The 17,548-nt window shown below is 66.8% G+C and carries 18 protein-coding genes; 15 read left to right on the top strand and 3 right to left on the bottom strand.

The annotated features are described in order from the left end of the window. The first annotated feature begins 58 nt into the window (after positions 1-58). The 12 genes from coxB to CA606_RS17865 all read left to right on the top strand — a co-directional run bounded on the left by coxB (position 59) and on the right by CA606_RS17865 (position 11,810). Positions 59-988, top strand: a complete 930-nt coding sequence (gene coxB, locus CA606_RS17920; protein ID WP_096053293.1) for a cytochrome c oxidase subunit II — start codon at positions 59-61, stop codon at positions 986-988. Between the two features lie 26 nt (positions 989-1,014). Beyond that, entirely contained in the window at positions 1,015-2,673 is a 1,659-nt protein-coding gene (gene ctaD, locus CA606_RS17915; RefSeq protein WP_096053294.1) for a cytochrome c oxidase subunit I, read from the top strand. Between the two features lie 105 nt (positions 2,674-2,778). Beyond that, on the top strand, positions 2,779-3,798 hold the full coding sequence (gene cyoE / locus CA606_RS17910; RefSeq protein WP_096053295.1) for a heme o synthase: 1,020 nt from the start codon (positions 2,779-2,781) through the stop codon (positions 3,796-3,798). Then, on the top strand, positions 3,795-3,956 hold the full coding sequence (locus CA606_RS17905; protein WP_096053296.1) for a hypothetical protein: 162 nt from the start codon (positions 3,795-3,797) through the stop codon (positions 3,954-3,956). Before cyoE ends, CA606_RS17905 begins: the two co-directional genes overlap by 4 nt. Next, positions 3,934-4,584, top strand: coding sequence for a cytochrome c oxidase assembly protein (locus CA606_RS17900; protein ID WP_096053297.1), 651 nt, complete (start codon positions 3,934-3,936; stop codon positions 4,582-4,584). The genes CA606_RS17905 and CA606_RS17900 overlap by 23 nt, the downstream gene beginning before the upstream one ends. 69 nt (positions 4,585-4,653) lie before the next feature. Beyond that, positions 4,654-5,526 (top strand): cytochrome c oxidase subunit 3, encoded by an 873-nt coding sequence (locus tag CA606_RS17895; protein ID WP_096053298.1) that lies wholly within the window; start codon positions 4,654-4,656, stop codon positions 5,524-5,526. A 69-nt stretch (positions 5,527-5,595) separates the two neighbouring features. Continuing rightward, positions 5,596-5,958, top strand: a complete 363-nt coding sequence (locus CA606_RS17890; RefSeq protein ID WP_096053299.1) for a DUF983 domain-containing protein — start codon at positions 5,596-5,598, stop codon at positions 5,956-5,958. Further along, complete coding sequence (locus CA606_RS17885; RefSeq protein ID WP_096053300.1) at positions 5,951-6,637, top strand: SURF1 family protein; 687 nt, start codon at positions 5,951-5,953, stop codon at positions 6,635-6,637. Before CA606_RS17890 ends, CA606_RS17885 begins: the two co-directional genes overlap by 8 nt. Continuing rightward, the gene (thrC, locus tag CA606_RS17880) at positions 6,637-8,034 is read left to right on the top strand and encodes a threonine synthase (protein WP_096053301.1); all 1,398 of its coding nucleotides are present in this window, start codon (positions 6,637-6,639) and stop codon (positions 8,032-8,034) included. Before CA606_RS17885 ends, thrC begins: the two co-directional genes overlap by 1 nt. A gap of 183 nt (positions 8,035-8,217) precedes the next feature. Then, positions 8,218-9,489, top strand: a complete 1,272-nt coding sequence (locus tag CA606_RS17875; RefSeq protein ID WP_096053302.1) for a M16 family metallopeptidase — start codon at positions 8,218-8,220, stop codon at positions 9,487-9,489. A 40-nt stretch (positions 9,490-9,529) separates the two neighbouring features. Next, positions 9,530-10,108, top strand: coding sequence for a GNAT family N-acetyltransferase (locus CA606_RS17870; protein WP_096053303.1), 579 nt, complete (start codon positions 9,530-9,532; stop codon positions 10,106-10,108). A 34-nt stretch (positions 10,109-10,142) separates the two neighbouring features. Continuing rightward, entirely contained in the window at positions 10,143-11,810 is a 1,668-nt protein-coding gene (locus tag CA606_RS17865) for a putative bifunctional diguanylate cyclase/phosphodiesterase (RefSeq protein ID WP_096053304.1), read from the top strand. 118 nt (positions 11,811-11,928) lie between these two features. On the opposite strand, the gene CA606_RS17860 is transcribed toward CA606_RS17865, so the two are convergent. After that, positions 11,929-12,516 carry a YqgE/AlgH family protein gene (locus tag CA606_RS17860; protein WP_096053305.1) on the bottom strand — a complete coding sequence of 196 codons (588 nt, stop codon included), beginning with the start codon at positions 12,514-12,516 and terminating at the stop codon, positions 11,929-11,931. Between the two features lie 128 nt (positions 12,517-12,644). On the opposite strand from CA606_RS17860, the gene CA606_RS17855 reads away from it, so the two are divergent. Continuing rightward, entirely contained in the window at positions 12,645-13,127 is a 483-nt protein-coding gene (locus CA606_RS17855; protein ID WP_010921223.1) for a peroxiredoxin, read from the top strand. A gap of 33 nt (positions 13,128-13,160) precedes the next feature. Here CA606_RS17855 and CA606_RS17850 read toward each other — a convergent pair whose 3' ends face one another. Continuing rightward, entirely contained in the window at positions 13,161-13,604 is a 444-nt protein-coding gene (locus tag CA606_RS17850; protein WP_096053306.1) for a MarR family winged helix-turn-helix transcriptional regulator, read from the bottom strand. Positions 13,605-13,729: 125 nt separating this feature from the next. Between CA606_RS17850 and CA606_RS17845 the strand changes: the two genes are divergently transcribed. Continuing rightward, on the top strand, positions 13,730-14,710 hold the full coding sequence (locus CA606_RS17845) for an alpha/beta fold hydrolase (RefSeq protein ID WP_096053958.1): 981 nt from the start codon (positions 13,730-13,732) through the stop codon (positions 14,708-14,710). Positions 14,711-14,835: 125 nt separating this feature from the next. Here CA606_RS17845 and CA606_RS17840 read toward each other — a convergent pair whose 3' ends face one another. After that, positions 14,836-16,593: an acyl-CoA dehydrogenase gene (locus tag CA606_RS17840; protein ID WP_096053307.1), complete on the bottom strand. Its 1,758-nt coding sequence runs from the start codon at positions 16,591-16,593 to the stop codon at positions 14,836-14,838. Positions 16,594-16,789: 196 nt separating this feature from the next. On the opposite strand from CA606_RS17840, the gene CA606_RS17835 reads away from it, so the two are divergent. Then, positions 16,790-17,437, top strand: coding sequence for a YceI family protein (locus CA606_RS17835; protein ID WP_096053308.1), 648 nt, complete (start codon positions 16,790-16,792; stop codon positions 17,435-17,437). Positions 17,438-17,548: the final 111 nt, after the last annotated feature.

Here is a 17,548-nt window from a genome sequence, read left to right as displayed (position 1 = left end):
CGGCGCGGCGCGGGCCTTGATCGGGCTCAAATCGCCGCCGAAACGGGCCGTGAGGGATATGAAGGCGCAATTTTCGGGGATTCGGCGGATCATGACGGGCGCGTCCGCCCTCGCCGCTACGATGATGTTCGCGGGTCACGCGCTCGCTGAAGATCTGATGGGTCAGCCGACGCCGGGGGCCATTGACCTCCAGCCGGCCGCATCGGAGCTGAAGCACCACGCGATCCAGTTCCACAATGTGATCCTGATGCCGATCATCACGGCCATCACCCTGCTGGTGCTGGGCCTGCTGATCTGGATCGTTGTTCGCTACAACAAGAAAGCGAACCCGGTCCCCGCCAAGTTCAGCCACAACACTACGATCGAGGTGATCTGGACGGTCGTTCCCGTCATGATCCTGATGGTCATCGCCATCTTCTCGTTCCGCCTGCTGTTCCACTACAACGACATGCCCAAGCCGGACCTGACCGTGAAGGCCACGGGCTACCAGTGGTACTGGGGCTACGAGTATCCGGACCAGAAGGTCAGCGAAATCATCTCGCTGCCGCTGACCAAGGAACAGGCCGACGCCAAGAAGGTCCCGTACCTGCTGGCCGCCGACAACGCGATGGTCGTGCCCGTGGGCAAGGTTGTCCGCGTTCAGGTCACCGCCGCCGATGTGATCCACGCCTTCGCCCTGCCGGCCTTCGGTCTGAAGACTGACGCCATCCCCGGCCGCCTGAACGAAACCTGGTTCAAGGCCGAGCGCACCGGCGTGTTCTACGGCCAGTGCTCGGAGCTGTGCGGCGTCGACCACGCCAACATGCCGATCGAGATCAAGGTCGTGACCCAAGCCGAGTTCGACGCCTGGGTTCAGGCCAAGACCGCTCCGCCCGCCCCCGTGGCCGCTCCGGCTGAAGCCCCCGTGGCTTCAGGCGCGACCCCCGCCTCGGCTCCGGCCGCCCCCGCTTCCGCTCCGGCCGCGGCTCCCGCCGCGCCGGCGGCCTAAGAATACGATCGTAGGATAGACGTCAGATGGCTCACGCCGCAGACACTCACGACCACGCCCACGACGACGACCACAAGCCGCCGTTTTTCGCCCGCTGGTTCTTTTCGACGAACCACAAGGACATCGGCACGCTGTACATCCTGTTCGCCATCATGGCGGGCATCGTCGGCGGCGCTCTCTCGGGCCTGATCCGCTGGGAGCTGATGGAGCCGGGCATTCAGGTGTTCTCGGACACCGGCATGCTGGCCCAGATGGGTATCTTCAAGGGCAAGCACGGCTATAACGCCGTGGTCACCGCCCACGCCCTGATCATGATCTTCTTCATGGTCATGCCCGCCATGATCGGCGGCTTCGGCAACTGGTTCGTCCCGATCATGATCGGCGCGCCGGACATGGCCTTCCCGCGGATGAACAACATCTCGTTCTGGCTGCTGATGGCCGCCTGGATCCTGCTGGTCCTGTCGATGTTCGTCGACGGCGGCCCTGGCCAAGGCTTCGGCGGCGGCTGGACGATCTATCCGCCGCTCTCGACGATCGGTCACAAAGGTCCGGCCATGGACCTGGCGATCCTGTCGCTCCACCTGGCCGGCGCCTCGTCGATCCTGGGTGCGATCAACTTCATCACCACGATCTTCAACATGCGCGCGCCGGGCATGACCCTGCACCGCATGCCGCTGTTCGCCTGGTCGGTGCTGATCACCGCCTTCCTGCTGCTGCTGTCGCTGCCCGTCCTGGCCGGCGCCATCACCATGCTGCTGACCGACCGTAACTTCGGCACGCACTTCTTCGACCCGGCCGCCGGCGGCGACCCCGTCATGTTCCAGCACCTGTTCTGGTTCTTCGGTCACCCGGAAGTGTACATCCTGATCCTGCCGGGCTTCGGCATCATCAGCCACATCGTCTCGACCTTCTCCAAGAAGCCGGTCTTCGGCTACCTGGCGATGGCCTACGCGATGGTCGCCATCGGCTTCGTCGGCTTCGTCGTGTGGGCGCACCACATGTACACCGTCGGCATGAGCATCAACCTGCGCGCCTACTTCGTGGCCGCCACGATGATCATCGCCGTCCCGACGGGCGTGAAGATCTTCAGCTGGATCGCCACGATGTGGGGCGGTTCGATCAGCTTCAAGACGCCCATGCTGTGGGCGATCGGCTTCATCTTCCTGTTCACGGTTGGCGGCGTCACCGGCGTCGTCCTGTCGAACGCCGGCATCGACTACAGCCTGCACGACACCTACTACGTGGTGGCGCACTTCCACTACGTGCTGTCGCTGGGCGCTGTGTTCGCCATCTTCGCGGGCTTCTACTACTGGTTCGAGAAGATGTGGGGCGTGAAGTACAACGAGTTCCTGGGCGCGCTGCACTTCTGGACCATGTTCGTCGGTGTGAACCTGATCTTCTTCCCGCAGCACTTCCTGGGCCTGCAAGGCATGCCGCGTCGCTATGTCGACTATCCGGACGCCTTCACGCTGTGGAACTACGTGTCGTCGGTCGGCTACATGATCACCGTCGTTGGTGTCGGCGTGTTCATGCTGGTGCTGATCGAAGCGGCGATCCGTCGCCGCAAGGCCGAGGCCAACCCGTGGGGCGAAGGCGCCACCACGCTGGAATGGACCCTGTCCTCGCCGCCGCCGTTCCACCAGTTCAGCGAGCCGCCGGTGATCAAGGCCGACGACCACCACTAAGGTGAGCCGTCGTCCGTAACCGGACCTAAAATGGGGGCGCGGGCGGGATCCTTAAGGGTCCGGGCCGCGCCCCTCGCCTGTTCAAGACCTGTATGTTTTGGATCGATGTCAAAGACAGCCGCCATGACGTCTGACAGCGCCGAGACGACCCCGCTGCGGGATTCGTCGGAAACCGCCCGCTGGCAGGACTACTTCCAGCTGATGAAGCCGCGCGTCATGTCGCTGGTGGTGTTCACCGGGCTGACGGGGCTTCTGGCCGCGCGCGCGCCGATCCACCCGGTCCTGGCCGCCATCGCCGTGCTGTGCATCGCCATCGGCGCCGGCGCCTCGGGCGCGCTGAACATGTGGTACGACGCCGACATCGATCGCCAGATGCGCCGCACGCGCGGCCGTCCGGTGCCCGCCGGCAAGATCAAGGGCGAGGAAGCGGCTTCGCTGGGCGTGGTTCTGTCCCTGCTGTCGGTGATGTTCCTGGGCTTTGCGGTCAACTGGCTGGCCGCGGGCCTCCTGGCCTTCACTATCGTCTTCTATGCGGTCGTCTATACGATGTGGCTCAAGCGCTGGACGGCGCAGAACATCGTCATCGGCGGTCTCGCCGGCGCGCTGCCGCCCGCCATCGGCTGGGCCGCGGCCACCGGTTCGGCGCCGCTGAACGCCTGGCTGATGGTGGCGATCATCTTCTTCTGGACCCCGCCGCACTTCTGGGCGCTGTCGCTGTACGTCACCACCGACTACGCCAAGGCCGGCGTGCCGATGCTGCCGGTGGTCAAGGGCGCGCGGGAAACCCGCAAGCAGATCCTGCTCTACAGCCTGATCCTGTTCCCGATCTGTCTCTCGCCGGTGCTGACGGGCCTGGGCGGGCCGATCTATCTGGCGGTGTCCGGCCTCGGCGGCCTGGTGTTCCTGCTGCTGGCCTGGCGCGTGTTCGCCAGCAAGGCCGGCGACGCCGCCGATCCCCGCGTGGCCGACCGCGCCCTCTATGACGTGACCGAGGACGAAAAGGCCGCGGGCGCCAAGGCCGCGCGCAACCTGTTCGCCTTCTCGATTCTCTACCTGTTCGCCTTGTTCGCGGCCCTTCTGGGCGAGGCGGTCACCGGCGTTAGCCCCCTGGAGCTCCTGAAGTGAATCAACCGGTCGAAACCGACGCGGCGCAACAGGCCGCCAAGAAAGCCCGTGACGGACGCAACCTGGCCCTCGCCTTGGGCCTGGTCGCCTTCGTCGTTCTCGTGTTCGTGGTCACCCTCGTGAGGCTCGGCGGAAATGTCGCAAACCCCCACATCTAAGGACGATCTCACCCCGCAGCAGCAGATGGCGCGCCGCAACAAGAAGGTTGCCGTCATCTGTGTCGCGACCTTCTGCGGCATGATCGGCGCGGCCTATGCGTCGGTGCCGCTCTACAAGCTGTTCTGCCAGGTGACCGGCTTCGACGGCACGGTCCGCAAGGCCGAGGCGGCCCCGACCCGTGTGCTGGATCGCAAGATCACCGTGCGATTCGACGCCAATATCCGCGAGCTCCCCTGGCGCTTCCAGGCGCTGCAGCCCAAGCAGGATATCCGTATCGGCGACACGGGTCTGACCTTCTTCAAGGTCACCAACCCTACGGACAAGCCGATCACGGGACGCGCGCTCTATAACGTCGTGCCGGAGCAGGCGGGGCCGTACTTCCAGAAGCTGGAATGCTTCTGTTTCACCAGCCAGACGATCCAGCCTGGCCAAACCGTAGAGTTCCCGGTGGTCTACTTCGTGGATCCCCAATATGCGGACGACCCTGAAACGAAGGGAAAGCCTGAGATCACCCTCAGCTACACCTTCTTCCCGGCGGTCGACGACGACAAGCCGGGGCAAGTCGCGGCCGCGACAACGCCTCGCATCGTGGACCCCCTTGGCGGCGCACCGTCGAGAGGTCTATAGCATTCGGCATACACGCATAGGCGGGGGGACCGGCCGTGCGTCTAGAGGGATATAAGGGTTAGCAGCAACATGGCCGGCGCCGTCAAACACGACTACCACATCCTTCCGCCCAGCCCGTGGCCCTTCGTGGGCTCGGCCGCCGCCACCGTCATGGCCATCGGCCTGATCGGTTGGCTCAAGGGCGGCGTGCTCGGCATCGAAAAGGGCAACTGGGCGATCTTCGCCGCAGGCTTCGCGGGCGTGCTCTACACGATGTTCGGCTGGTGGGCCGACATCGCCAAGGAATCCAAGGCTGGCGATCACACCCCGGTTGTGTCGATCGGCCTGCGCTACGGCATGATCCTGTTCATCGCTTCGGAAGTGATGTTCTTCGTGGCGTGGTTCTGGATGTTCTTCGAGATGGCGCTGTTCCATGAGGCGCGCACGGTCTCGACGATCGAGGAAGTCCGCACCGCCTGGGCCGCCTGGCCGCCGGCCGGCGTCGAGACGGTCTCGGCCTGGCACCTGCCGCTGATTAACACCCTGACCCTGCTGCTCTCGGGCACCACGGTCACCTGGGCGCACCACGCGCTGCAGGTCGGCGACCGCAAGGGCGCTAAGTGGGGCCTGATCCTGACCATCGTTCTGGGCTGCCTGTTCACGGCCATCCAGATCTATGAGTACGCCCACATCAACCACGAGCAGCTGTTCTACTCGGAAGCGGCCGTTAATTCGGGCCTCTACGGCTCGACCTTCTTCCTGGCCACGGGCTTCCACGGCTTCCACGTCTTCGTGGGCACGCTGTTCCTGATCGTCTGCCTGATCCGCCTGATGACCGGCGCCTTTACGCCGCAGAAGCACTTCGGCTTCGAAGCGGCCGCCTGGTACTGGCACTTCGTCGACGTGGTCTGGCTGTTCCTGTTCGCGTTCATCTACGTGATCTTCGGGGCCTCGGCTCACTAGATCGAAAGATCCTCGGGGGCCCGGAACGCCAGACAGCGTTCCGGGCCTTTTTCGTTTCGGGAGGTCCGCGTGACCAAGACCAACCCCTACGCCGCCGGCGCGCGCGGCCTTTGCCCTGAGTGCGGCGAGGGCTATCTGTTCGAGGGCTTCCTCAAGGTCGCGCCGCGCTGCGAGGCCTGCGGTTTCGATCTTGGCAAGTACGAGACCGGCGACGGCGCGGCGACCTTCGTGATCCTGATCGCCGGCGCCATCTGCGCCTTCGGCGCGCTGTTCTCGATGTTCGCCTGGTATTGGCCGGTCTGGGTGTCGCTGGTCGTCTGGCTGCCGGCCGTCGTGATCATCAGCCTTCTCCTGATGCGCCCGGCCAAGGGGCTGATGGTCGCCGCCCAGATCGCTCAGAAGGCTTCGGAAGCGGGGCGTGACCATGTCTGAGACATCCGCTGCGCCGCGCCGCTTTCCGATCGGCCTGACGATCGCCACCCTGATCGCGTTTTCGATCCTCTGCGGTCTTGGGAGCTGGCAGCTCCAGCGTCGCCACTGGAAAGAGGACGTCCTGGCCCGGCTCGAGGCGCTGAAGACCGCGCCCGCCCAGCCGCTGGTGCAAGTGCTGACGGCTGACACCAAGCCTGAGTCCCTGGCCTGGACGCGCGTCAGCGTCGATTGCGGCGATGTCGGCGGCCAGCCCCTGCCGCTGGTCTACGGGGTCCGTGACGGTGATGTCGTCTGGCGCGCCCAATCGCCCTGCGCGGTGCTGGCTGGCCCGTACAACATGATCCTGGTCGATCGCGGCGTCGTCCCCAGCCTGACGGGCCAGGTCGCCCCATCGCCCCGCGCTTTCGACGCTCCGCGCCGCGTCGTGGGCGTCCTCAGCCCGATTCAGCAGCTTGGCGGCGACCGCGCCAAGGTTCTGGAGCGCTTCGCTGATCGTAAGCCAGCGCCGCTGGTGCTGATGGCCGAGCAGGAAACCCCGGCTCCGGCCGGAATCACCCCTGCGCCGCTGCCGGCAGAAATTTCCAATCGCCACCTCGAATGCGCGCTTACGTGGTTCGGTCTTGCCGTAACCCTGCTGTTTATCTATGCCGCCATGCTCTGGCGGAGACTGAGACCCTGATGCGTTACGTTTCGACCCGCGGCCAGTCCGCGCCCATCGGCTTCCTCGACGCGGTCCTGGCGGGCCTGGCCCCCGACGGCGGGCTGTATGTGCCGGCCGAATGGCCCAGCTTTACGGCCAAGGAGATCGCTGCGTTCGCCGGCAAGCCCTACGCCGAGGTCGCCGCCGCCGTGGTCGGCAAGTTCGTGGGCGACGACATCCCCAGGGAAGACCTGGCCCAGATGTGTGAGGAGGCCTACGCCACCTTCGCCCACACCGCCGTGACGCCGGTCAAGCAACTGACGTCCAACCGCTATCTGCTGGAACTGTTCCACGGGCCGACCCTGGCGTTCAAAGATGTTGCGATGCAGCTTTTGGGCCGCCTCTATGACTACGTTCTGGAGCGGCAGTCGCGGAAGATGACCATCATCTGCGCCACCTCGGGCGACACCGGCGGCGCGGCCGTCGAGGCGTTCCGGGGCCGCAAGAACGCCCGCATCGTCGCGCTCTTCCCCGAGGGCCGCATCAGCGAGGTGCAGCGCCGCTTCATGACCACGGCCACCGACGCCAATGTCGCCTGCGTCTCGGTGCTGGGCTCGTTCGACGACTGCCAAGCGATCGTCAAGCAGGCCTTCCAGGACGACCAGTTCCGCCATGCGGTGGACCTGTCGGGCGTCAACTCGATCAACTGGGCCCGGATCGCGGCCCAGAGCGTCTACTACTTCACCGCCGCCGTGGCGCTGGGCGCGCCGGCGCGGCAGGTGGCGTTCGTGGTGCCGACCGGCAATTTCGGTGACGCCTACGCCGCCTTCGTGGCCAAGACGCTGGGCCTGCCGATCCATTCGGTGACCGCCGCCACCAATTCCAACGACATCCTGGCGCGCGCCTTCGAGGACGGCCGCTATTCGCGCGGCGCGGTGGCCGCGACCCAGAGCCCAGCCATGGACATCCAGGTCGCGTCGAACTTCGAGCGTCTCTATTTCGAGGCCGTGCGTCGCGACGGGGTCGAAACCGGCCGCGCCTTCCGCGCCTTCGCCGACACCGGCCTGCTCGACATCCCGCCCGCCGCCCATGCCTGGATGCGCGAGCTGTTCCGCGGCGCGTCAGTCAGCGAGGCCGACACCGCCAAGACCATGCTCTCGACGCTGAACGAGACCGGCGAGGTCGTCGATCCACACACCGCCGTAGGCCTGGCCGCCGCCCAGAGCGTCCGGGTTGACCCGTCGATCCCTGTCGTGGTGCTGTCGACCGCCCATCCGGCCAAGTTCCCCGAGGCGGTCCAGGCCGCCACGGGCCTGCTGCCCTCGACGCCGCGCGCCACGCCCGATCTCTCCAAGAAGCCGGAAAAGTTCGAGCGCCTGCCCGCCGACGGATCGTCGGTGAAGGCCTTCGTCCGGACCTTCGCGGCGAATAGTTGAGTGTTTCTCCTCGCTCGCGAAGCGGGGGAGGGGGACCAGCCCCCGGGTCGCGCGGAGCGCGCCCGAGGACGGGCTCCGCTGGTGGAGGGGGCGTTTTCGACCTATATGAGCGCCCCCTCCGTCTCGCTGCGTATTCGCAGCGATCCACCTCCCCCGCTTCGCGGGTGAGGAGATTAGAGCTCAATGACTGCTTCCTTGCGCACCCTGAAGAACGGCGTCCGCGTCGTCTGTGACCCGATGCCGGGCCTTGAAACCCTGGCCCTGTCCGTGGTGGCCGGGCGCGGCGCGGCCTATGAGGACCTGGCCCGGTCGGGCTGGTCGCACCTCTTGGAGCACATGGTCTTCAAGGGGGCGGGGTCGCGCTCGGCCCGCGACATCGTCGAGGTCATCGAGAACCAGGGCGGCTCGATCAACGCCGCTACCGGCTATGAGCGCACCAGCTTCCAGGTCCGGGCGCTGAAGGGCGGCCTAGATCTGGGCATGGACGTGATCGCCGACCTAGTGCGCCGTCCGACGCTGGATCCCGCTGACCTGACCCGCGAGAAGCAGGTCGTCGCCCAGGAGATCGCCGAGGCCGCCGACGCGCCTGACGACTATGTCTTCGACCTGATCCAGCGCGCCAGTTGGGGCGATCATCCGGTCGGCCGTCCGATCCTCGGATCCGACGAGACCGTCAACGCCGCCAGCGTCGAAGCGCTGTCGGACTGGCGCGCCGATCTCTACGCCGCCGACCGCCTGGTGATCGCCGCGACGGGCGCGGTCGAGGAGGCCGAGCTGATGGCCGCCGCCGAGCGGGCGTTCGGCGATCTGCCGGCGACGCCCGGCGCTGAGGTTCCGCAGTCTGCGGCCTTCGTCGGCGGTCCGCAGGCCGAGGCCCGCAAGCTCGAGCAGGCGCATCTGGTGTTCATGCTGCCCGCCTGCGGCGCGCGCGAGGACGACTATTTCGCCTTGCGGATCTTCGCTGAGTGCCTGGGCGGCGGGATGTCGTCGCGGCTGTTCCAGGAGGCCCGCGAGAAACGCGGTCTGGCCTACAATATCGACGCCTACGCCGACACCTACGCCGACCATGGCGCGCTGGGCATCTATGCCGGCTGCGCGGCCAGTGACGCGGTCGAGACCGCCAAGGTCTGCGCCGACGAACTGCTCAAACTGGCCGATCGGATTGAGGACGCTGAACTGGCGCGGGCCAAGGCCCAACTGAAGGCGCACATGTTCATGGCGCGCGAGCAGCCGCTGTCGCGCGCGGAGCAGGGGGCGGGCCAGGTCCTGCTGTTTGGTCGCCTCTATCCGCCCGCCGAGCTGGCGCGGGAGGTCGACGCCGTGACGTCGGCCGATGTGGCGCGGCTGGGGCGGCGGCTGTTGTCGGCGGGCCGCGCCGCGACGGCGATCCTTGGGGCTAAATCGGCGCTGAAGGCCGGAGAAGCGTTCGACAAGGCATTGTTCTCGGCGGCCTGACGGCCGAAGGTGCGTCCGTGATCCCGTCAGAGTTCCGTCCGTGTCCGCGCTCCTGCCGTTTCTAAGGCCCCGCCAGCGCCTCCAGCTTCAGGGCCGCGCGGTCTATCTTCGGCCGCCGACGCCGCGAGACTACGAGCCTTGGGCTGCGCTGCGCGCTGGGTCGCGCGCCTTTCTGGAGCCTTGGGAGCCGACCTGGCCAGAGAACGATCTCAGCCGCGCCGCCTTTCGGGGCCGGCTGGGCGCCTATGCGCGGGATCTGGAGCTTGGCGAGGCCTATCCCTTCTTCATCTTCCGCCGCGAGGACGACGCGCTGCTGGGCGCCGTCCGTCTTTTCCACGTTCGGCGCGGCGTGGCCCTGACGGGAACCATCGGCTACTGGCTGGGCGAGCCGTTCGCACGCCAGGGCTATATGGCGGACGCCGTCGAAACCTTGATCCGTTTTGCTTTTCACGGCCTGGGCCTCCACCGCCTGGAGGCCGCTTGCATGCCGGAAAACCACGCCTCGGCCGCCTTACTCGCGAAATGCGGGTTTTCCGAGGAGGGATATGCGTCAGCTTATTTGAAAATTAACGGCGCTTGGCGAGATCATCGTCTGTTCGGCTTGGTGGCGCCCGAGTAGCGCTGCGGCTTTGGCCGAAACGGTTAGGACGGGTATGTCTTTTCGGACAGGCGAACGACGGATCTGGGACGCGACGGCCACGCTTGAGGCGTTGGGCGCGGCGGACGTCGCCCTTTGGATCTGGGAGCCCGAGACTGACCGGCTGCGTCTGAACGGCGCGGCGCGCGCCTTGGGCCTGGGCCCCTTGGCGCCCGAATGCTCGTCGGCCGCCTTCCGCGCCTTGGCCCTGCCGCAGGACCGCGCTCAGGCCGAGGAAGTTCTGAAACCCCGCGAGCCAGGCAGCGAGGTCGTCGCGCGCTTTCGCGTCCGGGGCGGCGAGACCTGCCTCTGGCGTGGCGTCTGGCTGGAGGAGGGCGTCCGCGCCGCCGGCGTCGTCGCGCCCGAAACGAAATTCTCCGCGTCTGAATGTTGCGATCTGACGGGTCTTCTGGACCGTCGCAGCTTCATCGCCCGCGCGCGCGAGCGCCTGTCTCAGGAGGGTGTGCACCAACTGGTCGTCGCCGACCTCGACCGTCTGCGCCGTCTGAACGAGGCGCTGGGTCACGAGCGCGCGGACCTGGTCTTGGCCGCCCTGGGCTCGCGCCTGGCTGCGGCCTTCCCGGCCCAGGCGATCCTGGGCCGTATCGGCGAGGACGAGTTCGCGGTGCTCTGCGAACCGCGCGGCTATGAGCCGGCGGACGTGCTGCGCGGCGCGCTGGAGCAGCCGCTGCGTGTGGCCGGCTTCGACATTCACCCGACGCTCTCGATCGGCGCGGTCTCGGCCGAGGGCGGACTGGACGCGCCGGACGCGGCCGAGCTGCTGCGTCGCGCCGAACTCGCCGTCGAGGCCGCCGCCGCCGCCGGCCGGGGCGGCGCGGCCGCCTACGGCCGCGCGATGGAAACCGACGGGCTGTCGCGCCTGGCGTTGGAAGCCGACCTGCGCGGCGCCATCGGCCGCGGCGAGATCATGCCGTACTTCCAACCGATCGTGCGCCTGTCGACCGGCGCGCTTTCAGGTTTCGAGGCCTTGGCGCGCTGGATCCATCCGCGCCGGGGCATGCTGCCGCCCGACGAATTCCTGCCGCTGATCGAAGAGATGGGGCTGATGAGCGAGCTTGGCGCGCACATGATGCACGCTGCGGCTCAGCAACTGTCGACCTGGCGGGCGGCGCACCCGGCGATGGGAAACCTGACCGTGAGCGTCAACCTGTCGACCGGCGAGATCGATCGTCCGGGCCTTGTGGCCGATGTGGCCGAGACCCTGAGGGTCAACAGCCTGCCGCGTGGCGCCCTGAAACTGGAAGTCACCGAAAGCGACATCATGCGCGACCCCGAGCGGGCCGCCGTGATCCTGAAGACGCTGCGCGACGCCGGCGCGGGCCTGGCGCTTGACGATTTCGGCACCGGCTTCTCGTCGCTGTCGTACCTGACGCGTCTGCCGTTCGACACGCTGAAGGTCGACCGCTATTTCGTCCGCACCATGGGCACCAACGCCGGTTCGGCCAAGATCGTCCGCTCGGTCGTCAAGCTGGGCCAGGATCTTGACCTCGAGGTGGTCGCCGAAGGCGTCGAGAACGCCGAGATGGCGCGCGCCCTTCAGGCGCTCGGCTGCGACTACGGCCAGGGCTTCGGCTATGCGCCGGCCCTGTCGCCGCAAGAGGCCGAGGTCTATCTGAACGAGGCCTATGTCGACGGCGCCGCGCCGGTGAAGGCGCGGGGCTGAAATCCTCCCCCTCGCGGGGGAGGTGGCGCGAAGCGCCGGTGGGGGAAGTGCTGCCGACCCCGACTTTCCCCTCTCCGTCACCCTTCGGCGACACCTCTCCCACAGGGCGAGGATTTTCCTAGGCCCGCCCGGCCGTCGCCGACAGGTGATCGGCCGTGATCCCGAGCTTCGCCAGCGCTCGCGTCCACTTGTGCTCGTGGTCCTCGTCGAACAGCAGGCCCTCGTCGGCGTCGCAGATCAGCCAGACATTGTCGCGCAGCTCCTGCTCCAGTTGCCCAGGACCCCAGCCAGCGTAGCCGAGGGCCAGCAGCGACTTGCGCGGACGCTTGTAGGCGCTGGCCATGGCGTCCAGCGCGTCGCGGGTGGCGGTCAGGGCCACGCCGTCGGCGACGGCCAGGGTCGAGTCCGGCGAGTTGAAGTCGTCGGTGTGCAGCACGAAGCCGCGCTCGCGTTCCAGCGGACCGCCCAGCAGGACGAGGTCGCTTGGCGCCTGGATCTCGGACCTCACGCCCAGGCGGTTCAGCAGTTCGAACACCGTCAGCCCCTCGACCGGGCGATTGACCGCTACGCCCATCGCGGCGTCCTCGTCGTGGGCGCACAGATACAGCACCGTCCGCTCGAAGCGGGGGTCGTCGATGCCGGGCATGGCGACAAGCATCCTGCCGATCAGGAACTCGCCGTCGCCGTCTTCGATCAAGCTAGCCATGTCTGAACCATTGGGCTTCGAGGTGACGGTTTCAAGTCGGATGCGCCATGAAAGCGTGCTTGGCGACCGCCGCGCGGGGGTCTATTCGAGTCGCCTCAATTCATCCCACACACGAGGAACAGAGGCCCATGGCGATCAAGGTTGGCGACACGCTCCCGGCGGCGACTTTCATGACCAGCACGGCTGAAGGACCCGCGCCGATCAGCACCGACGACATCTTCAAGGGCAAGACCGTCGCCCTGTTCGCAGTGCCCGGCGCCTTCACCCCGACCTGCTCGGCCAAGCACCTGCCGGGCTTCAAGGAGAAGGCCGACGAGCTGAAGGCCAAGGGCGTCGACTCGATCGTCTGCGTGTCGGTCAACGACGTGTTCGTGATGAAGGCCTGGGGCAAGGACCAGGGCATCGACGGCGAAGTCCTGCTGATCGCCGACGGCAACGGTGACTTCACCAAGGCCATCGGCCTGGATTTCGACGGCAGCAAGTTCGGCATGGGCGCCCGCTCGCAGCGCTATTCGCTGGTCGCCAAGGACGGCGTCGTCACCCAGCTGCACGTCGAGGACGCCGGCCAGTTCAAGGTCTCGTCGGCCGAGTACCTGCTGGAACAACTCTAAGCGTTACGGGCGCGGCGGCCTCCGCCGCGCCCCTTACTCTCGCACGATCGCCTCGTGCAGCGCCTGGATCCGCTGGTTCAAAGCGCCCAGGTCCTCGCCAGCCATGCCGGACCGCTCCAGCAGGGCCTTGTTCAGGCACCCCGACTGGCCCAGCAGGGCTCGGCCCGCTTCGGTCATCGTCACCTCGACCTTGCGCTCGTCCTCGAGCCCGCGCCGCCGCATGACCAGGCCGGCGGCTTCCAGGCGCTTGACCAGCGGCGTCACGGTGCTGGACTCAAGATCCAGCCGCGCCGCGATCGCGCCGATGGTCGCCCCGTCGCTCTCGCCCAGCGCATTCAGCACAAGATACTGCGGATAGGTCAGGCCCATCGCGTCCAGCAGGGGCTTGTAGGCCCGCGTGATCGCCATGCTGGTGGCGTAAAGGGTGAAACAGATCTGTTGATCCAGGGGATGCGGGGGCGGCGTCTTCGTCGTCATGAATCTTTCTTATCACAAAAAAGGATATCGCAACAAAGAAAATGCTGGACAGGCGCTCGGCGCCAGCGTAAGCCTCAATCGTTCTCGCGATAAACGTTATCGCAAGCAAGAAATGAGGGATGATCATGAGCCAGTCGAACCAAGCTTCCCGCCGGGGTGTGATGACCGCCGGCTTCGGTCTCGCCGCCGCCGCCGCCTCGCTGGGCGCTTCCGCCCAAGCTGCGACCCCCGCGAAAAAGCCCGCCGCCTCGCCCCACGCGGCGAACCGCGCCGAAAGCGGTTTCGTCACCACCAAGGACGGCGTCCAGATCTTCTACAAGGACTGGGGCCCCAAGAGCGGCCAGCCGATCGTCTTCCACCACGGCTGGCCGCTGTCGTCAGACGACTGGGACGCCCAGATGATGTTCTTCCTGCTCAAGGGCTATCGCGTCATCGCCCATGACCGCCGGGGCCACGGCCGCTCGACCCAGACCGACAGCGGCAACGAGATGGACACCTACGCCGCCGACGTCATCGCCCTGACCGACCACCTGGACCTGAAGAACGCCTTCCACGTCGGCCACTCGACCGGCGGCGGCGAGGCGATCCACTACGCCGCCCGCGCCAAGCCGGGCCGCGTCGCCAAGGTCGTGCTGGTCGGCGCGGTGCCGCCGATCATGCTGAAGACGCCCGCCAATCCCGGCGGCTTGCCGATGGAAGTATTCGACGGCTTCCGCGCCGCCCTGCTGGCCAACCGCGCCCAGTTCTTCCGCGACATTCCCGAAGGTCCGTTCTTCGGCTTCAACCGTCCAGGCGCCAAGGTCAGCCAGGGCCAGATCGATAACTGGTGGCGTCAGGGCATGATGGGCGGCGCCAAGGCCCACTACGACTGCATCAAGGCCTTCTCGGAAACCGACTTCACCGACGATCTCAAGGCGGTCGATATCCCGGTCCTGATCATGCACGGCGAAGACGACCAGATCGTCCCGATCGCCGACAGCGCTCACCTGGCCATCAAGCTGGTCAAGAAGGGGACGCTCAAGACCTATCCGGGTCTGCCCCACGGGATGGCCACCACCCACCCGGAGATCATCAACAAGGACCTCCTGGCGTTCTTCAAGGCCTAAGGGGGGGCTAAAGTTGTCATCCCGGCCGCAGCGCAGCGGAGAGCCGGGACCGCAGAAAGCTCGGCGCTCCCTGCGGTCCCGGATAGCCTCTGCGAGGCTTCCGGGATGACATTTGTTGAGAGGCTTTACGCCCCCAGCACTTCCGGCGTCATCGCCGCGAAGTCCTCGGCCCCCAGCATCACCCCCGCCGCCGCGCCGGGGATCTGGGCTAGGACGCTTTCCGCGAACACGCGCGCCAGGGCGCGCTTGCTTTCGGCCCACGCCGCATCGGCCTCACCGGCCGCCGCCAGGGCGCCCTTGGCGAGCATCCAGCCGCCCACCGTGTCGCCGAGCAGCTTCTGATAGGCCGTGGCCCCCGCCAGCGCGTCGGGCATGGCCTTGGCGCGGCGTTCGATCAGCCAAGCCGTCGCCGAGGCGGCCGCATCGAGCGCGGCCTCCAGACGCAGGCCCACGCCCTTCAGCTCTGAGGCCTTCAACAGATCGATCGTGTCGCGGATGTCGTCCATCAGGTCGCCGACGGCCTGGCCTTCGCCCAACATCAGCTTGCGACCAACCAGATCGATGGCCTGGATGCCGTTGGTGCCCCCATAGATCGGGGCGATGCGGGCGTCGCGATAGTGCTGGGCCGCGCCGGTTTCCTCGATAAAGCCCATGCCGCCGTGGATCTGCACGCCTTGCGAGGCGACCCATACGCCGACATCGGTCGACCAGGCCTTGGCGATCGGGGTCAGGAGCTCCTCGCGCAGCTTGGCGGCGGTGCGCGTCGCCTCGTCCGGCGCGGCGCGAGCCAGGTCGGCGGCGACGGCGGTCGATAGACAGATCCCGCGGGCGGCCTCGATATGCGCCTTCATCAAGACCAGCGTGCGGCGCACGTCCGGGTGGTCGAACAGCCGGGAAGGATAGGCGCCGGTCCAGACCGAACGACCCTGGGCGCGATCCTGGCTGAAAGAGAGGGCCTGCTGATAGGCGCGCTCGGCGATGGCCGTGCCTTGCGTCCCGACCTGCAGGCGGGCGGCGTTCATCATCACGAACATGTTGGGCAAGCCCTGCCCGAGACCGCCGACCAGTTCGGCCTTGGCGCCCTCGAACAGCATCACGCAGGTGGGTGAGCCATGGATCCCCAGCTTGTGCTCAAGGCCCCCCGCTCGCAGGGCGTTGGCTTGGCCCAGCTTGCCGTCGTCGCCGACCAGCACCTTGGGCGCCAGGAACAGCGAGATGCCCTTCACCCCGGGCGGTGCGTCGGGGGTGCGGGCCAGAACGAGGTGGACGATGTTGTCGGCGGCGTCGTGATCGCCCCAGGTGATGTAGATCTTCTGGCCGGTGATCCGCCAACCGCCATCGCCATCAGGCGTTGCCATCGTGGTCAGGGCCGCCAGGTCCGAGCCGGCCTGGGGCTCGGTCAGGTTCATGGTGCCCGTCCATTCGCCGGACACCAGCTTGGGGAGATACTTGGCCTTCTGCTCAGGCGAGCCGCACAGCTCCAGCGCCTCAATCGCGCCCAGGCTCAGCATCGGGCACAGGCCGAAGGCCATGTTGGCGGCCTGGACCATTTCGAGGACGGCCACTTCGAGGGTCTTGGGCAGGCCTTGTCCGCCGTGGGCGGCCGGTGCGGCGAGGCTGGTCCAGCCGCCTCGCGCGAACTGCTGGTAGGCGTCGGCGAAGCCGGGGGCGGTGCGGACCACGCCGTTCTCAAGCTTGGCGCCGACAAGGTCGCCTTGTCGGTTCAGCGGGGCCAGGATGTCGCTGGCGAAGGCGCCCGCCGCCTCCAGCACGGCCGCGACCGTATCGGCGTCGGCCTCAGGAAAGGCGTCGGCGAGACGCTCGAAGCCCGCCACGTGGCGCAAAGAGAAGGCAAGGTCGCGGACGGGCGCACGGAAAGTCATGGGAGAAACTCCAGATCGTCCTCCGTCTTAAAGCCCGGCGCCCGGGGTCGCCAAGCGTTCGGCGCCTCACGGCGGACAATGTGTTGAGCCGTTATCACGCGCTCGTGAACATGACGCCCTTCAAAGCCGTGCTGGAGTACCTAGATCGGGGAACTGCAACTAGCGCTGTTTTAATTCAACCTGGAGCGCCTCCCCGATGTCCCGTCCTTTCTCCCTGTCCAAGGTCGCCTTTGGCGCCGTCGCCGTCGCCTTGTTGACGGCTCCCGCCGCCCTGGCCGCGCCGGGCGTCAGCTCGACCAAGCCCGCCGACGTGCCGGCCGGCCGCTATGTGCTCGACAAGACCCACGCTTCGGTGGTGGGCAAGATCAAGCACATGGGCTTCTCGAACTACCAGTTCCGCTTCACCAAGGTGGACGCTGAGTTCACCTACGACCCCAAGGCGCCGCAAGACTCCAAGATCAAGGTGACCATCGATCCGGCCTCGATCGACACCTCGACGGGCGCTGACGAATTCGGCCTGAAGTTCAACAAGGAACTGGCCGGCGACGGCTGGCTGGAGGCTAACAAGTTCCCGACCGCGACCTTCGTCTCGACCAAGGTCGAGCCGGGCGCGGGCCAGGCCGGCAAGGTCTATGGCGACTTCACCCTGCATGGCGTGACCAAGCCGATCGTGCTGGACGTGACCTTCAACGGCGTCGGCTCGGGCTTCGCGCCGGGTAGCGTCAAGACCGGCTTCTCGGCCTCGACCACGATCAAGCGTTCGGACTTCGGCGTCAGCAAGTACATCCCGATGGTCGGCGATGAGGTCGCGCTGAGCATCGAAGTCGAGTTCGACAAGAAGTAAGCTCTAGAGCGTGATAGCCGAAAGTGTGAGCGGTTTCGGCGGCTATCACGCTCTAAATGTTTGAATTAGAGCCTTATTTTTCCGTTCGAATGATTCCATTCGAACGGATAA

Source organism: Caulobacter vibrioides (genome assembly GCF_002310375.3).
Classification (GTDB): Bacteria; Pseudomonadota; Alphaproteobacteria; order Caulobacterales; family Caulobacteraceae; genus Caulobacter; species Caulobacter vibrioides_D.
The sequence above is the reverse complement of the archived record's forward strand: the minus strand, read 5'-3'. Positions and strand labels throughout refer to the sequence as shown.

Excerpts from the sequence above, each read along its gene's own strand:
- CA606_RS17840 (WP_096053307.1), bottom strand. The coding sequence starts at position 16,593 with ATGACTTTCCGTGCGCCCGTCCGCGACCTTGCCTTCTCTTTGCGCCAC.
- CA606_RS17855 (WP_010921223.1), top strand. The coding sequence starts at position 12,645 with ATGGCGATCAAGGTTGGCGACACGCTCCCGGCGGCGACTTTCATGACC.
- cyoE (WP_096053295.1), top strand. The coding sequence starts at position 2,779 with ATGTCAAAGACAGCCGCCATGACGTCTGACAGCGCCGAGACGACCCCG.
- CA606_RS17835 (WP_096053308.1), top strand. The coding sequence starts at position 16,790 with ATGTCCCGTCCTTTCTCCCTGTCCAAGGTCGCCTTTGGCGCCGTCGCC.
- CA606_RS17885 (WP_096053300.1), top strand. The coding sequence starts at position 5,951 with ATGTCTGAGACATCCGCTGCGCCGCGCCGCTTTCCGATCGGCCTGACG.
- CA606_RS17895 (WP_096053298.1), top strand. The coding sequence starts at position 4,654 with ATGGCCGGCGCCGTCAAACACGACTACCACATCCTTCCGCCCAGCCCG.
- CA606_RS17875 (WP_096053302.1), top strand. The coding sequence starts at position 8,218 with ATGACTGCTTCCTTGCGCACCCTGAAGAACGGCGTCCGCGTCGTCTGT.
- CA606_RS17900 (WP_096053297.1), top strand. The coding sequence starts at position 3,934 with ATGTCGCAAACCCCCACATCTAAGGACGATCTCACCCCGCAGCAGCAG.
- CA606_RS17865 (WP_096053304.1), top strand. The coding sequence starts at position 10,143 with ATGTCTTTTCGGACAGGCGAACGACGGATCTGGGACGCGACGGCCACG.
- thrC (WP_096053301.1), top strand. The coding sequence starts at position 6,637 with ATGCGTTACGTTTCGACCCGCGGCCAGTCCGCGCCCATCGGCTTCCTC.
- ctaD (WP_096053294.1), top strand. The coding sequence starts at position 1,015 with ATGGCTCACGCCGCAGACACTCACGACCACGCCCACGACGACGACCAC.
- CA606_RS17860 (WP_096053305.1), bottom strand. The coding sequence starts at position 12,516 with ATGGCTAGCTTGATCGAAGACGGCGACGGCGAGTTCCTGATCGGCAGG.
- coxB (WP_096053293.1), top strand. The coding sequence starts at position 59 with ATGAAGGCGCAATTTTCGGGGATTCGGCGGATCATGACGGGCGCGTCC.
- CA606_RS17850 (WP_096053306.1), bottom strand. The coding sequence starts at position 13,604 with ATGACGACGAAGACGCCGCCCCCGCATCCCCTGGATCAACAGATCTGT.
- CA606_RS17845 (WP_096053958.1), top strand. The coding sequence starts at position 13,730 with ATGAGCCAGTCGAACCAAGCTTCCCGCCGGGGTGTGATGACCGCCGGC.